The organism is Rhodococcus sp. NPDC057135, assembly GCF_042670865.1.
GTDB lineage: Bacteria > Actinomycetota > Actinomycetes > Mycobacteriales > Mycobacteriaceae > Rhodococcus_F.
On record NZ_JBHUUU010000005.1, the window covers coordinates 388,807 to 403,906 of the forward strand.

The window sequence follows — 15,100 nt, forward strand, 5'->3', positions numbered from 1 at the left end:
CGAGTTGCAGCACGACGGGCTACGTCCCTTACGATCATCTGATGCGACCAGCAAGACTCCCCGACGGCTTCGGCATTCGGTTGGACCCCAAGGTGCGCACGTACTCGGGTGGCCGGGTACTCATCGGCGGATCTCCGACGCGGATGCTCAAGCTGGCTCCGACGGCTGCGGCGATGATCGGTGACGGCTTCCTCGAGGTAGTCGATCAGCAGAGCGCCGCGGTTGCTCGACACCTACTCGATTCGGGTGTCGCGAATCCTCGTCCGATGTCGACGCCGTCCGCTGCGGATGTCACCGTCGTGATTCCGGTCAAGGACAACCAGGCCGGCGTCGAACGCCTATTGCCCGTCCTCAAGGATCTGACCGTCATCGTTGTCGACGACGGTTCGGAAGTGCCGGTGGAACCTCGGCGCGCCTGCCCGGGCACCGGCACCATCACAGTAGTGCGGCACGAGAGCGCCCGCGGACCCTCGGCAGCGCGAAACTCGGGATTGCGTTCGGCCCAAACACGTTTCGTTGCCTTCCTCGACTCCGACGTCATCCCGCGTGCCGGTTGGCTCGAGCTGATGTTGGGTCACTTCAGCGATCCAGGGGTTGCCCTCGTTGCGCCCCGCATCGTCGCCCTCGATCCATACGGGACGGCGCTGGCGCGGTACGAGAACATGCGATCGTCTCTCGACCTCGGACGCAAGGAAGCTGCGGTGAAATCGGGCAGTCCGGTCGCCTATGTTCCCAGCGCGGCCGTGATCGTCCGGCGCGACGTAGCGCTCGAATGCAACGGGTTCGACGAGAGCCTCGAAGTAGCCGAGGATGTCGATTTCTGCTGGCGCCTACAGGCTGCTGGTTGGCGTCTGAGGTACGAACCGGTAGCGCACGTCGCTCACGATCATCGAGTGCAGTTCGACAAGTGGTTCGCCAGGCGTGCGTTCTACGGGACGGGTGCGGCGCCGTTGGCTGCCAGGCACGAGGGTTCGGTTCCGCCGATGGCGATGTCGTTCTCGACGCTCTTCGCATGCATCGCCGCCGCAACACTGACACGTTCCGGTCTTGCCGGCGCACTCGGCGCTTTGCTGTTCACCGTCTACCGGCTGCGAAAGATGTTCACCGGTCTGAGTCAGCCCACCCGGATCGCGGCCATCCTCACCGCGCAAGGGTTTGTCGGCGGATTCTGGCAACTCGCATCGGCGATGTGTCGTCACTACTGGCCCGTGACGCTCTTGGCGGTGATCGCCTCCCGTCGAATACGACGACTGGCCGTCGCAGCGGCCGTCGCCGAAGGGTTGGTGGACTGGTATCGCCACCGTGAGCCAGGCGGACTGGGACCGGTTCGGTACGTCTTCTTCAAACGAGCAGACGACATCGCTTATGGAGCCGGACTCTGGCGTGGCGCATTCGACGCCCGCGACTGTGCGGCGCTGAAACCTCGAATCACCAAGTGACAGAAGCCGACTACGCAGATTTTCTGGTTGTCGGTGGTGGCACGTGTGGCTGCGTCGTCGCAGCCAGGCTCAGTGAAGATCCATCCGCCACGGTGATGCTCCTCGAATCGGGAAGCGGATACCGTTCGGCGCTCGAACTTCCGGACGTCCTGAGTGATCCGTATCGACTGCCGGTTGGACCTGCGAGCGAATACACGTGGACGTATCCGGTCGAGTTGACACCGCGTCGGGCGTCCACGATCGCGCGCGGGCGGACACTCGGTGGGTCCGGGGCTGTCAACGGCGCGTACTTCACCCGCGCAACTCGCGCCGATTTCGAGAACTGGCCGAGTTCGTGGCGATTCGACGACGTATTGCCGTACTTCAAGAAGTCCGAATCCGATCGTGATTTCGAGGGCGAGTTCCACGGGAGCGGCGGTCCGATCCCGGTCGAGCGGCGAGCGTGGGACCAACTGCATCCGCTGAGCGGTGAGTTCCAGGCCGCGGCACTCGCAGCTGGTTTTCCCGACGACGTCGACAAAAATGCGCCTGACTCGTTCGGCGTCGGCCGGGTGCCGCTGAATGTATCGGATCATCGTCGGATCAGTACTGCGGTCGCCTATCTGATGCCGGTGTTGCACCGCCCGAATTTGCGGGTGGAATCCGGCGTGAACGTCATTCGCATCGCGTTCTCGGGAACCCGAGCGATCGGGGTCGACGTACTCGACGGCGGTAACGTCCGGCGCATTCGTGCCGACCGCGTGATCGTGTGTTCGGGTGCGGTGGCGACGCCACACATTCTCTTGAATTCCGGCATCGGTCCGGCGGAACAACTTGCAGGGCAAGGAGTTTCCGTCATCCTCGACCGGCCTGGCGTCGGCCAGAACTTCGTCGACCATCCGGAAGTGCTGCTGCCGTACCATTTTTCGACGCCTCGCACGATTCGATCGCAGACTCCCGTACTGGAGACGGCCCTCAATCTCGCCGAACTCGAAATCCGGCCGTACACCGCATCTTTCACAGACTTGGTTCCTGGTGTGCCTCGCATGGATCACGGCGTCGGGGTGGTCCTCATGGCGCCGCGCAGTCGGGGAAGTATCGAACTGGCATCGGGGGATCCCGCTGGGGCACCGCGTATTCGATACAACTACGTCGCGTCGGCGCACGATCGAGCCGCCATTCGGGAAGGGATGCAGATCGCCGAGAACCTTCTCGAGTCGATCGCGGAGACAGGATTGATCGACCGCCCCGTTGTGGAGTACACCGACGAGTGGATCGAATCCCGACTCGGTACGTCCTTACATATGTCCGGTAGCTGCGTGATGGGGGCCGAGTCGGACCCGTTCGCAGTCGTCGATGGTCGGTGCCGTGTGATCGGTGTGCAAGGGCTCAGTATTGTTGACACGTCAATCCTGCCGACGATCCCGACTCGCGGCCCGCACGCGACCGCGGTGATGGTCGCGGAACGAGCAAGCACCATCCTGCTCGGTGACGAGTGACCACGAGCGGCAACAGGCAGGTGCTGACAGGCAAACCGAATGGTCGTTCTCGCCGATGAGTTGTGATCGGCGTTACAGTGGTCCACGGAGCGGAGGAACGCAAAATATGGCACGTGAACAGGCTGTGTCCGGCAACCCGTGGGTGGCGGTCAGGCCAGGCGATGACGTCGCGTTACTAGCGCGGCGACTTTCGTCTGCCCATCAGTCGTTCATCGATGCCCGGGGCGTGCCCGGCCAAGGACTTACCGACGACTCCCATGTCCGTTCGGTCGTGCTCGAATCCTGGATGCGGAGCCGCAACAAGGGAGTAAATCCCGACGTTGTCGGCAACCCTGAAATGCTCGAAGGGCTGGAGCTCGAAAAGTATCGATCCGCGCATCCCATGTCCCTGATACGTCCAGTGATCCGGAAACTGCTGGTGGAAGATGCTGCCGAGACCGGCTTGCTGATCGCGATCAGTGACGCACACGGTCGACTGCTCTGGGTAGAGGGTGACAATTCGGCCAAGGACAAGGCGTTGTCCATGAACTTCGTCGAAGGCGCCGACTGGAGCGAAGACCGTGTCGGTACCAACGCGCCGGGAACGGCGCTTGCTCTCGATCACTCCGTACAGATCTTCGGATCCGAACATTTCAACCGAACCGTGCACGACTGGAGTTGTTCGGCCGCACCCGTCCACGATCCCACCACTGGGCAGATCCTCGGTGCCATCGACATCACCGGTGGACCCAGGGTCGCGGTTCCCGAAGTGCTGTCGCTGATCCGTGCAACGGTTGCTGCCGCCGAATCGGAATTGCGATTCCACCTCTTGAACTCGCCCATCCCGCTCAGTGCCACGGCTCCACGCCTCGAGACCTTCGGTGCAGGCCGGCCGACGTTGGTTCGCGGCGGCGACCGAATCCCGATTTCGCAGCGTCACGCCGAGATTCTCCTTCTGCTTTCCGAACATCCGGAAGGTCTCAGCTCCGACCACCTTGCAGTCCTGCTCGACGAGGGTGAACTCGACGCAGTGACCATTCGCGCGGAAATGTCGCGGCTTCGTAAGGTTTTCGGCGCCGACCGGCTGGCTTCGCGCCCCTATCGGATCATCACGGAGTTCACGACAGACGTCGGCGACGTGCGGGCAGCGTTGGATCGCGGCGACGCGGCGACAGCGATGAAACTGTATTCGGGCCCCGTGCTGGCCGGCTCGGCCTCTCCCGGTATCGAAGAGGTGCGGGAAGAACTGCGCACCAGGGTGCAGGCGGCTCTGCTGCGTGGAGGTGACGCCAACCTTCTGGCCCGGTGGACCACGTCCGTACACGGCCGCGAAGACTCCGTCGTGTGGGAGGCCTACCTGTCCACGTTGGATCCGCAATCTCCGCTGTATTCGCAGGTCCAAGCAAGAATTGATCTCCTCGACCGCCAATTGGGCATCTGAGACTCAGCTGCGTCTCTCGCACGCAACGTACTTGCAACGTTGCAACTCCTAGTGTTGTGAATCACACCCCACCGGGGGGTGGGATTGCAGTCACCGATTTGGTGGGTGCGCCCAGGAAGAACACGTTTACATAGGAGCTTGCAATGACCGTGTACGCCCGCCCAGGTACCGCCGACGCGATCATGTCCTTCCAGTCTCGATACGACAACTGGATCGGCAACGAATGGGTTGCTCCGGTCAAGGGTCAGTACTTCGAGAACCCGACACCGGTGACCGGACAGAATTTCTGTGATGTGGCTCGTTCCACCGCAGAAGACATCGAGCTCGCTCTCGACGCAGCGCACGCAGCAGCTCCGGCCTGGGGCAAGACCTCGGTCGCCGAGCGCGCGATCATCTTGAACAAGATCGCTGATCGTATGGAGGAGAACCTCGAATCCATCGCACTCGCCGAGTCGTGGGACAACGGCAAGCCGATCCGCGAGACCCTCAACGCCGACATTCCGCTCGCCATCGATCACTTCCGTTACTTCGCGGGAGCTATTCGCGCACAGGAAGGTTCGCTCTCGGAGATCAATTCCGACACCGTGGCCTACCACTTCCACGAGCCGCTCGGTGTAGTCGGTCAGATCATTCCGTGGAACTTCCCGATCCTCATGGCCGTGTGGAAGCTTGCGCCCGCCCTCGCTGCCGGCAATGCCATCGTGCTCAAGCCTGCCGAGCAGACACCCGTCTCGATCCTGCACCTCATCGGCATCATCGGTGACCTGCTGCCTGCCGGTGTTCTCAACATCGTCAACGGCTTCGGCGTCGAGGCCGGAAAGCCGCTGGCGTCGAGCCCGCGAATCAAGAAGATCGCGTTCACCGGCGAAACCACCACCGGTCGCTTGATCATGCAGTACGCATCGCAGAACCTCATCCCCGTCACCCTCGAACTCGGTGGCAAGAGCCCCAACATCTTCTTCTCCGACGTTCTCGCCTCCAACGACGACTACCAGGACAAGGCGCTCGAGGGCTTCACGATGTTCGCCCTCAACCAGGGCGAGGTCTGCACCTGCCCGTCGCGTTCGCTGATCCAGGAAGACATCTTCGACGAGTTCCTCGCGATGGCAGCCATCCGCACCAAGGCTGTGCGCCAAGGAGATCCGCTCGACACCGACACCATGATCGGCGCGCAGGCCAGCAACGACCAGCTCGAGAAGATCCTCTCGTACATCGAGATCGGCAAGGCCGAAGGCGCCAAGGTCATCACCGGTGGTGAGCGGGCCGAACTCGGCGGAGACCTGTCCGGCGGCTACTACGTCCAGCCGACTGTCTTCACCGGCAACAACAAGATGCGCATCTTCCAGGAGGAGATCTTCGGACCCGTCGTTTCGGTCACCTCGTTCAAGGACTACGACGAGGCCATCGAAATCGCCAACGACACCCTCTACGGTTTGGGTGCCGGAGTCTGGTCCCGCGACGGCGGAGTTGCGTACCGCGCAGGCCGTGACATCCAGGCCGGTCGCGTCTGGACCAACACGTACCACCAGTACCCGGCACACGCCGCCTTCGGTGGATACAAGCAGTCCGGCATCGGCCGCGAGAACCACCTGATGATGCTCTCGCACTACCAGCAGACCAAGAACCTGCTGGTCAGTTACGCCCAGAAGGCTCAGGGCTTCTTCTGATCGACCCCCGGCACCCGTGAGCCCCTCGCCGCGGGTGCCGGTCAGCACGACTGCAACATGCAAACTTGCACAACAACACGGAGGTTGGAATGAGCGCCACGGTCACACCCGATACCGGCGCCGTTCCACCCCGGTTGGTGACCACCGCTGGGGCGGCTGACCTCCTGCGCCGCCTCAGCGGGACTCACGGCGAACTGATGATGCATCAATCCGGTGGATGCTGTGACGGCTCCGCCCCGATGTGTTATCCCTCAGGGGAATTCATCGTCGGAGACCGTGACGTACTACTCGGAATTGTCGACCTCCGGCTTGCTGTCGGAGAGATTCCCGAAAACCTTCCCACCGGAACGGACGCTGTACAGGTCTGGATTTCCGGATCACAGTTCGAAGCCTGGAAGCACACCCAGTTGGTTCTGGACGTCGTGCCCGGGCGAGGCGGTGGATTCAGCTTGGAGTCTCCTGAAGGATTCAGATTCCTCAGTCGAGCAAGGGCATTCACACCGGAAGAGAACGAAGCACTCGGCGCGTCGAGCATTCTCGTCGGCGCAGATTGGGAAGCGGGCGTGCGGCCTCTGCCGCCGACGGTTCCCCAGGTGGTCGCCGAGGCCGTCGATGCCTGCCCGGTGCCGGGTGCGGCCCGCCGGGCCTGAAGAAACTCGGGGGCCGACCACATGACAGCCAGTTAACAGCGCGGTCATCTCCAGGCGACCTTCTCCGTACATCGCCCACATACCGTTCATTTCACGCGACGCATCCACCGTGCGTCGTCTCATTCTTGACCGATTCAGAGGATGGACATGTCTCTTTCCGACCACGCAACCGGCAAAAACGCCGGTGCCGCGGGTGCACACCACGACGGCGCCGACTTCCACGCGGAAGACAATTCGTATCTGGAGAAACGAACACTCCGAAAGGGAACAGCAGGGTGGGTGCTGCTTGCGGGGTTGGGCGTCAGCTATGTGATTTCCGGTGACTACGCCGGCTGGAACAACGGACTGGCCGAAGGCGGATTCGGTGGCCTTCTCATCGCGGCCGTCGTCATCGCGGGTATGTACCTGGCGATGGTGCTCGGTATGGCCGAGATGTCTTCGGCGCTTCCTGCTGCGGGCGGCGGGTACACGTTCGCCAGACGGGCCATGGGTCCCTGGGGTGGATTTGCCACCGGCACAGCAATTCTCATCGAGTACTCGATAGCGCCCGCGGCGATCGCGACGTTCATCGGTGCGTACGTCGAGTCCCTGAACCTGTTCGGGATCACCGACGGGTGGTGGGTGTACCTCGCGGTGTATGCGATCTTCATCGGCATTCACCTCACCGGTGCCGGTGAGGCACTCAAGGCGATGTTCATCATCACGGCCATCGCACTCGTCGGCCTGGTCGTGTTCGCGGTTTCGGCTGTCGGCCTTTTCGATTCGTCCAACCTCACCGATATCGCCGTCGACACCAGCGCCGTTGGATCGTCGTCGTTCCTGCCGTTCGGTCTGCTGGGAATTTGGGCCGCCGTGCCCTTCGCGATCTGGTTCTTCCTCGCCGTCGAAGGTGTACCGCTGGCCGCCGAGGAAGCACGCGAGCCGGAGAAGAACGTCCCGCGCGGCATCATCATCAGCATGTTGATCCTGATCGTCACAGGCGCAACGGTCCTCTTTCTCGCCACGGGCGCGCTCGGTGCCGACGCCCTGTCCACCTCCGGAAATCCGCTCGTCGAGGCTCTGGGGGACAGCGGAGCGGCAAAGGCGGTCAACTACATCGGGCTTGCCGGTCTGGTCGCGAGCTTCTTCTCGATCATGTACGCATACTCCCGTCAGACGTTTGCGCTCTCACGTGCCGGCTACTTGCCGAAGAACCTGTCGGTGACCAACAAGCGCAAGGCACCCACTCTTGCTCTCGTGGTTCCCGGAATCATCGGCTTCGCGCTCTCGCTCACCGGTGAAGGTGCCATGTTGCTCAACATGGCCGTGTTCGGCGCGGCAGTCAGCTACGTCCTGATGATGGTGAGTCACATCGTCCTTCGCAAGCGCGAGCCGAACATGCCGCGCCCGTACCGCACTCCCGGCGGTATCGCCACCACCTCGTTTGCACTCGTGATCGCAGCAGTGTCCGTGGTGGCAACCTTCCTGGTGGATCCCGTTGCAGCACTGCTGACGTTGGTCGCCTTCGGTGTTCTCATGGCGTACTTCGGTCTCTACAGTCGCCACCACCTTGTTGCCAACTCGCCGGACGAGGAGTTTGCTGTACTTGCACAGGCGGAAGAAGAATTGGGATGAGTCGCGGGATGGCCAAGTATCACCAGCAGGTATCCGGAACCAACTACTCGTTCGACGGTCTCGTCGATCTGATGGCGAAGGCGACACCGCTGCGCTCGGGCGACGAGCTCGCCGGTTGCGCGGCAAGCTCCGACGCCGAACGTGCTGCTGCCCAATGGGTTCTGGCTGACCTTCCCCTGACTGTATTTCTCGAGGATCTTGTGGTTCCGTACGAGGACGACGAGGTGACTCGGCTCATCATCGACAGCCACGATCGCCTGGCCTTTGCACCGGTGGCGCACCTGACCGTCGGCGGACTGCGGGACTGGTTGCTCGAGACGGCGTCGGCGCCGGAAGCTTCCGCACGCTTGTCTGCCGTCAGTCCCGGGCTCACCCCGGAAATGGTTGCCGCGGTAAGCAAGATCATGCGCAATCAGGACCTGATCGCTGTCGCCAAGGCCATCACCGTCACCGCGGGGTTCCGTACGACCATCGGTCTGCCTGGTCGGTTGAGCACTCGACTGCAACCAAATCATCCGACGGACGATCCACGCGGCATCGCGGCGGCAACACTCGACGGTCTCCTGATGGGATGCGGCGACGCCGTCATCGGTATCAATCCCGCGACGGACTCTCCCCAGGCCACCTCGGATCTGCTCCACCTGCTCGACGACATCCGTCAGCGTTTCGAGATCCCAACTCAGTCGTGTGTGCTCTCGCACGTGACCACCACGATCGGACTGATCGAATCGGGGGTGCCGGTCGATCTGGTTTTCCAATCGATCGCCGGCACCGAAGGCGCCAACTCCGGTTTCGGAGTGAACATTCCGCTGTTGCGCGAGGGCAATGAGGCCGGGCGTTCGTTGAACCGCGGAACGGTCGGCAACAACGTCATGTACCTCGAGACGGGTCAGGGGTCCGCCCTGAGTTCTGGGGCGCACTACGGCACCGGCGGAGCCCCGGTCGATCAGCAGACACTCGAAACCCGGGCGTACGCGGTGGCACGTGATCTCGAACCGCTGCTGGTCAACACGGTGGTCGGCTTCATCGGCCCCGAGTATCTCTACGACGGCAAGCAGATCATTCGTGCGGGCTTGGAAGATCATTTCTGCGGAAAACTGCTCGGGCTGCCGATGGGGGTGGACGTCTGCTACACCAACCACGCCGAAGCCGATCAAGACGACATGGACAACCTCCTCACCTTGCTGGGCGTCGCCGGCGCTGCGTTCGTGATCGCGGTTCCTGGCGCCGACGACGTGATGCTTGGCTATCAAAGTCTGGCGTTCCACGACGCGCTGTACGTACGTAAGGTCCTCGGTTTGCAGCCCGCCCCGGAGTTCGAGACCTGGCTCCATAATTTGGGGATGACCGACGCAAACGGTCGGGTTCTTCCGATCGACGCCGAAATGTCGCCGCTGCGGGCTTTGACGGTGAACTCATGACCGAAGATCAGGCTCCGATCCTCGATTTCTGGGGTCCACTGCGCAAGACCACACAATCGCGTATCGGGTTGGGGCGCGCCGGTGATTCGTTGCCCACGAAGCGGGTTCTCGAATTCAAGGCGGCGCACGCCGCCGCTCGCGACGCAGTCCACGAGCCACTCGATTCGCAGGCGCTTGCCAGTCGAGTCGAAGGGGTGGGTATCGGGGCGCCGGTGGTCGTGGCGAGCAGCGTCTCCTCGCGCAGCGAGTATCTCCGGAGGCCCGACCTGGGGCGCCAGCCTGCCGACCTGAGTGCGATCTCGAGTTCCGACAAGGAGATCGGGTTCATCCTCGCCGACGGACTGTCGCCGCGCGCGCTGATGGACCACGGCGAACAACTCCTGTCCGCGTTGGTCACGGTGCTGGGGGAGCGGTATTCCATAGCGCCGCCCGTGATCGCCACGAACGCGCGTGTGGCACTGGGCGATCACATCGCCGCCGCGATGGGAGTGCAGACGGCGATCGTCCTGATCGGCGAACGTCCAGGGCTCTCGGTGGCGGACAGCGTCGGGATCTATCTGACTCACCTTCCACGCGTCGGTCGCACCGACGCGGATCGAAACTGCATTTCCAACGTCCACCCACCCGAGGGGCTCGGATACGAGCAGGCCGCTCGTGTCGTCCTGGGGTTGGTGGCGGGAGCGCGCCAGTTGGGCCGCTCCGGCGTCGACCTCAAGGACACCTCTCGCGCCGACGCCGTTGCGTCGGGAGAAGTGCTGACGCTCGATTAATTGACAGCTGCACGGCATACCCGGGTCGATCGACACTCGGGTGTGCCGTCGTACCCGAATCACGACGAAAACGAGGGAATCGATGTTCCGTTCGCTGCATGCCCGCGCCCTGTGCGCGTTGGCCGTAGGTAGTGTTCTGTTGAGTGCAACTGCTTGTAGTCCAGCCGAAAGTTCTCCGAAAGAGGATGCGGCGCAAAGTGGTTCATCCTGCGCGCCACTGGATTCAGGTCTTGTCTGGTACGGCGACAACCGAACGAAGCTGGACTCCATGATCGCGGAGTTCGGGACGTGCGGTGCTGCAGGTGACGTCGATGAGGGTGCTCCGTTGGCGCTCTTCGACTGGGACAACACAGTTGTCAAGAACGACATCGGAAGCGCCACTGCATTCTGGATGATCAAGAACAACAAGGTGTTACAGCCTGCCGGAGGGGACTGGGCAACCACCAGTCGCTTCATGACGCCAGCCGGCGCTGCCGCACTTTCCGCCGCCTGTGGTTCGGAGACCGCGCCGGGGCAACCGTTGGCAACCAGCACCGACGTCGACTGCGCCGACGAGATCGTTGCTGTACTCGAAGAGAAGACTCGCGACGGGCAGGCCGCATTCGACGGTTACGATCACCGCCGGATCAAGGCCGCGTACGCGTGGGCCGTGCAGTTGATGGCGGGGCACACCGAGGACGAGATCACCGAGTACGCGCGCGCTGCACGCGCCGAGAATCTATCTGCCGCAGAAGGATCCGATCAGATCGTCGGTACCACGGAAGTCGACGGCTCGGTGCGTTACTACGCGCAAATCGAAGATTTGGTGAAATCCCTCGGCGCTCATGGATTCGACGTGCGGATCATCTCCGCGTCGGCCGAACCGGTAGTTCGAGTCTGGGCGGAACAGCTGGGATTGGACGCCGATCACGTGATGGGTGTGCGGCCGATCGCCGAGGACGGTGTTCTGACCGGCCGCCTTCGTGGATGTGGTGGCGTTGCGGACGGCGACGACTCGGTCATCCCGTACATCGACGGCAAGCGGTGCCAGGTCAACGAGGTTGTCTACGGGGTCGTCGGGCCTACGGCGTTCGAGCAGTTGGCCGCCGATCGCCGCCAGGTATTTGCTGCCGGTGATTCTGTCACCGACGTGACCTTCCTCGGAGATGCGACCGGTGCGCGTCTGGTGATCAACCGCAACAACCCTGAACTGATGTGCAACGCCTACGACAACAGTGATGGAAAATGGCTGGTCAACCCCATGTTCATCGAACCGAAATCCCAGGCGGATGCACCTTATCGTTGCTCGACCGACGCGTACACCGACGAGGCTGGGGCCAAAGGCGCCGTCACTCGCGAGGACGGCAGCGTGATTCCCGATCAGGCCGATTCAGTCGCCTGAAACGATATCGGGCGCTCAGAAGTAGAAGGTGCGATTCCTGGCCGCGCATTTGAGCTTGCCCACCTGTAGACCGGCAAAGGCGATCCATCGACCCCGCGGCATTCCGCTGAGCCTTTGTGGAATCAACGGATTCAGCAAGATGAGGCCGGCAAGCGTCGTGAGCGAAGATTTCATCGTCGGTCGTTGGACCCCGTAGTCCCGAAATGCAAGAAATAGCTCGACTTCAGCCATACCGTACGACACGGTCTGGTGCCATGTTCCGCTAAGGGTTGATCGAAGGCGGTAGGCGACGGTTGCCTTAGGCGCGTGGGCGAAGGACAGGCCTGAGATCTGGGCTCGCCACGAAAATTCGACATCCTCGCCTGCTGTCATCGATTCGTCAAAGCCGCCAATCGAATCGAAGGCGCGCTTCCAGATTCCAATGTTGCACCCCATCGCAGAAGGAAGAAAGCGGCCGAGAACCAACCCGTCCGTCGAGGCAAGTGGCCGCCACGAATGCACTTCCGACGAATTGATCGATTCTGATTCCACGCCGCCGGCAATCAGATCTGCGAATTCGGCCGAAAGAAGTAGTTGAGTCAGCCAGGAACTGTGGACGCGGTCGTCTCCGTCGCAAAATGCAAGAAATTGCCCACGCGCATATGCCGACCCATTGTTCCTGGCAAAGCTGATTCCAGCTCTCTGAGAAGAATCTACATATCGAAGGTTGAGCTCAGCCGTGAGCGGGTGATTTGTAATGTGCTGCTCGAGACCGTCTGTCGATCCATTGTCACTCACGATGACCTCGAAAACTCCGCCGAAGTTCTGCTCGCTCAAGGCAACCAGCTGGACGTCGATGTATTTCATGACGTTCAGGCAGGGGATTATTACAGACACCGTTGGAGCTATCACACTGCAAACATACCGGATCGTCCGAATTGTCAGTGGGGGAGCCCATCGTAAGTTGCTCGGCACATGGCTAAGCGTGTGTGATCTGATTCTGTCGAGCCCTTTGTCGGGCTGCGGAAACCCTTGGGTGTCCGCTGAGATGCTGGAGCCGCACTGGCGGCACGTGAGTAGGAGAAATCGATGGCCTTCGCTGGCAATGTGGACGAGTTGGCGCTGCTCCAGGCGGTACGACTCAAGGAGCGGGTCGGAGCGGTCGTCCTGGCCGAGCACCTGGGCGTCAGCGCGGCCTCCGGTCAAGCTGCGTACGACGCACTTGTCGCGCAGGGCAAAGCGGTCGAAGCGGAAGACGCCATCAGCCTGACCGACAAGGGTTTGGCAGAACTCGAAGATCAGCTGGACGCGGAGCGGGTTTCGATCGACGAGGACTCCATCGGCGAGGTGTACGAGACTTTCCTTCCTCTGGACGAGGAATTCGTCTCGCTGATCGGCAGTGCGGACGCGGATTCTCTTGCGGAGCTGGATCGTCGAGCGGCAAACCTCTTCGACGATCTGTCAGCGTTCGTTCCGCGGTTGTCCCGCTACCAGGACCTCTTCTCGGATGCTCTCGCGAAAGTCCAAGCGGGGGAGTCCAAGTGGATCTCGGAACCGATCATCGACTCCTACGCCACGGTGTGGGGAGAGATCCGTCAGGAACTGTTCGGGGCTGCCGGTAAGGCTTGATCCGTAGCTTTGGATTTTGACTCTGCTCAGCGTGGGCCGCCCGATTCGTGAGAAATGAATCGTGCGGCCCACGTTGTGTTCGAGGTCGTGAAACTCGTTACCATTGCATACAAGTCGTGACCGGGATCACTCTTACCCCCTTTCGGGGGTAGTGCGGGGGTGAGCCACATCACTACCTTTCCTCCTATCGACGGTGATGCCCACAGGGCGACACCATAGGACCACGGAGGAATCGAGTGACCACAGTCTCTCCCACAGGCGGCACCAGTGCCGCCGGCGCCGGGGGCGCGAGTGCCGCAGGTGCGACGCAACCCCCGCAGACCACCAGCGTGCGGCGCGTCGCTATCGCGAGTTGCATCGGCACGACCATCGAGTTCTACGACTTCTTCATCTACGGAACTGCTGCGGCACTTGTCTTTCCGACGGTGTTCTTCCCCGCACTCGGTGCCACCGCGGGAACTGTCGCATCGTTTGCGACCTTCGCAGTCGCCTTCATCGCCCGCCCCGTCGGCGCAATGTTGTTCGGACACTTCGGCGATCGCATCGGTCGCAAGAAGACTCTGATCTCGACGCTCCTGCTCATGGGCATCTCGACGCTGCTGATCGGCTTGCTGCCCGGTGCGGCAACTATCGGTGTCGCCGCTCCGATCATCTTGGTGCTCTTGCGATTCGGCCAAGGCTTCGCGGTCGGTGGTGAATGGGCAGGCGCAACCCTGCTTACCGCGGAATACGCTCCACCAGGCAAACGTGGTCTGTATGCGATGTTCCCGCAGCTCGGCCCCGCAATCGCCTTCGTGCTCTCGAGCAGTACCTTCCTCATCACCGGCGCTGTTCTCGGCGATACCAACCAGGCATTCCTCGATTACGGCTGGCGTATTCCGTTCCTGTTCTCCATCGTGTTGGTCGGCATCGGCCTCTACATGCGACTCGCTATCGAGGAGACCCCGGTCTTCAAGGCGGAGCAGGCAGAGCGCGTCGCAGAACAGAAGAACGAAGCACCTCGCACCCTCCCGTTCCTGGATGCCTGGCGGTTCCAGACCAAGGAGATCCTGCTCTCGGCCGGCGCCTTGGCTTGCCTCTTCGCGTTCTTCTACATGGGCACGGCATTCCTCACGAGCTACGGAACCAAGACTCTCGGCTTCTCCCGCCCGTTCGTTCTGTCGGTCGGTATCGCTTCCGCCTTCGTCTTCGGTGCGGCGATCATCGTCTCCGCTCTGTACTCGGACCGCATCGGGCGTCGCAAGGTCATCATGATCTCGTGTGGTCTGGCCGTCGTCTGGGCTCTCGTGCTGTTCCCGCTCCTCGACACGGGATCGCCGATCGCCTTCGTCATCGGAATGTTCGGCACGCTGATGATCTTCGGAATCGCCTACGGCCCCTGCGGTGCGCTGCTTCCGGAAATGTTCCAGACCCGCTACCGCTACACCGGTGCCGGCCTCGGCTACAACCTCGCCGGAGTGCTCGGTGGCGCAGTGCCGCCGCTGATCGCCGCACCACTGGCCTCGGCCTACGGGAGCATGGCCATCGGAGTCATGCTGGCGATCCTGGGTGTGCTGAGCCTGATCTGCACGTGGGCGCTCGTCGAGACCAAGGATCACGCGCTGTAACCACTGTGCGCCTTTATTAACCGCCGGCGGTTAATAAAGGCGCAC

12 protein-coding genes are annotated in these 15,100 nt (G+C 62.1%); 11 read left to right on the forward strand and 1 reads right to left on the reverse strand.

Annotation, left to right across the window (positions count from 1 at the left end):
- Nucleotides 1-41 precede the first annotated feature (41 nt).
- From mftF to ACFT1A_RS12725, 9 genes are all read left to right on the forward strand, one after another.
- Entirely contained in the window at nt 42-1,439 is a 1,398-nt protein-coding gene (gene mftF / locus ACFT1A_RS12685) for a mycofactocin biosynthesis glycosyltransferase MftF (RefSeq protein ID WP_378447276.1), read from the forward strand.
- Nucleotides 1,436-2,917: a mycofactocin system GMC family oxidoreductase MftG gene (mftG, locus tag ACFT1A_RS12690; RefSeq protein WP_378447244.1), complete on the forward strand. Its 1,482-nt coding sequence runs from the start codon at nt 1,436-1,438 to the stop codon at nt 2,915-2,917. The genes mftF and mftG overlap by 4 nt, the downstream gene beginning before the upstream one ends.
- A 106-nt stretch (nt 2,918-3,023) precedes the next feature.
- Nucleotides 3,024-4,337, forward strand: a complete 1,314-nt coding sequence (locus ACFT1A_RS12695) for a helix-turn-helix domain-containing protein (RefSeq protein WP_019744245.1) — start codon at nt 3,024-3,026, stop codon at nt 4,335-4,337.
- Between the two features lie 143 nt (nt 4,338-4,480).
- On the forward strand, nt 4,481-6,004 hold the full coding sequence (adh, locus tag ACFT1A_RS12700; protein WP_007730158.1) for an aldehyde dehydrogenase: 1,524 nt from the start codon (nt 4,481-4,483) through the stop codon (nt 6,002-6,004).
- An 89-nt stretch (nt 6,005-6,093) separates the two neighbouring features.
- Entirely contained in the window at nt 6,094-6,654 is a 561-nt protein-coding gene (locus ACFT1A_RS12705) for a DUF779 domain-containing protein (RefSeq protein ID WP_378447245.1), read from the forward strand.
- 141 nt (nt 6,655-6,795) lie between these two features.
- Nucleotides 6,796-8,268: an ethanolamine permease gene (eat, locus tag ACFT1A_RS12710; RefSeq protein ID WP_003941913.1), complete on the forward strand. Its 1,473-nt coding sequence runs from the start codon at nt 6,796-6,798 to the stop codon at nt 8,266-8,268.
- 8 nt (nt 8,269-8,276) lie between these two features.
- Nucleotides 8,277-9,689, forward strand: coding sequence for an ethanolamine ammonia-lyase subunit EutB (locus tag ACFT1A_RS12715; protein WP_039973142.1), 1,413 nt, complete (start codon nt 8,277-8,279; stop codon nt 9,687-9,689).
- Nucleotides 9,686-10,459, forward strand: a complete 774-nt coding sequence (eutC, locus tag ACFT1A_RS12720; protein ID WP_378447246.1) for an ethanolamine ammonia-lyase subunit EutC — start codon at nt 9,686-9,688, stop codon at nt 10,457-10,459. The genes ACFT1A_RS12715 and eutC overlap by 4 nt, the downstream gene beginning before the upstream one ends.
- An 82-nt stretch (nt 10,460-10,541) precedes the next feature.
- Nucleotides 10,542-11,840 (forward strand): HAD family hydrolase, encoded by a 1,299-nt coding sequence (locus tag ACFT1A_RS12725; protein ID WP_378447247.1) that lies wholly within the window; start codon nt 10,542-10,544, stop codon nt 11,838-11,840.
- Nucleotides 11,841-11,855: 15 nt separating this feature from the next.
- Here the strand turns inward: ACFT1A_RS12725 and ACFT1A_RS12730 are convergent, their stop codons facing one another.
- On the reverse strand, nt 11,856-12,998 hold the full coding sequence (locus tag ACFT1A_RS12730) for a glycosyltransferase (RefSeq protein ID WP_378447248.1): 1,143 nt from the start codon (nt 12,996-12,998) through the stop codon (nt 11,856-11,858).
- On the opposite strand from ACFT1A_RS12730, the gene ACFT1A_RS12735 reads away from it, so the two are divergent.
- Together ACFT1A_RS12735 and ACFT1A_RS12740 are read left to right on the forward strand one after the other, a co-directional pair.
- On the forward strand, nt 12,909-13,448 hold the full coding sequence (locus tag ACFT1A_RS12735) for a hypothetical protein (RefSeq protein WP_378447249.1): 540 nt from the start codon (nt 12,909-12,911) through the stop codon (nt 13,446-13,448). The genes ACFT1A_RS12730 and ACFT1A_RS12735 overlap by 90 nt on opposite strands.
- A 236-nt stretch (nt 13,449-13,684) precedes the next feature.
- On the forward strand, nt 13,685-15,055 hold the full coding sequence (locus tag ACFT1A_RS12740) for an MFS transporter (protein WP_378447250.1): 1,371 nt from the start codon (nt 13,685-13,687) through the stop codon (nt 15,053-15,055).
- Nucleotides 15,056-15,100: the final 45 nt, after the last annotated feature.

Bases quoted from the DNA above. Each gene is read 5' to 3' on its own strand.
- mftF (WP_378447276.1), top strand. From the start codon at position 42: ATGCGACCAGCAAGACTCCCCGACGGCTTCGGCATTCGGTTGGACCCC.
- ACFT1A_RS12695 (WP_019744245.1), top strand. From the start codon at position 3,024: ATGGCACGTGAACAGGCTGTGTCCGGCAACCCGTGGGTGGCGGTCAGG.
- adh (WP_007730158.1), top strand. From the start codon at position 4,481: ATGACCGTGTACGCCCGCCCAGGTACCGCCGACGCGATCATGTCCTTC.
- ACFT1A_RS12705 (WP_378447245.1), top strand. From the start codon at position 6,094: ATGAGCGCCACGGTCACACCCGATACCGGCGCCGTTCCACCCCGGTTG.
- eat (WP_003941913.1), top strand. From the start codon at position 6,796: ATGGACATGTCTCTTTCCGACCACGCAACCGGCAAAAACGCCGGTGCC.
- ACFT1A_RS12715 (WP_039973142.1), top strand. From the start codon at position 8,277: ATGGCCAAGTATCACCAGCAGGTATCCGGAACCAACTACTCGTTCGAC.
- eutC (WP_378447246.1), top strand. From the start codon at position 9,686: ATGACCGAAGATCAGGCTCCGATCCTCGATTTCTGGGGTCCACTGCGC.
- ACFT1A_RS12725 (WP_378447247.1), top strand. From the start codon at position 10,542: ATGTTCCGTTCGCTGCATGCCCGCGCCCTGTGCGCGTTGGCCGTAGGT.
- ACFT1A_RS12735 (WP_378447249.1), top strand. From the start codon at position 12,909: ATGGCCTTCGCTGGCAATGTGGACGAGTTGGCGCTGCTCCAGGCGGTA.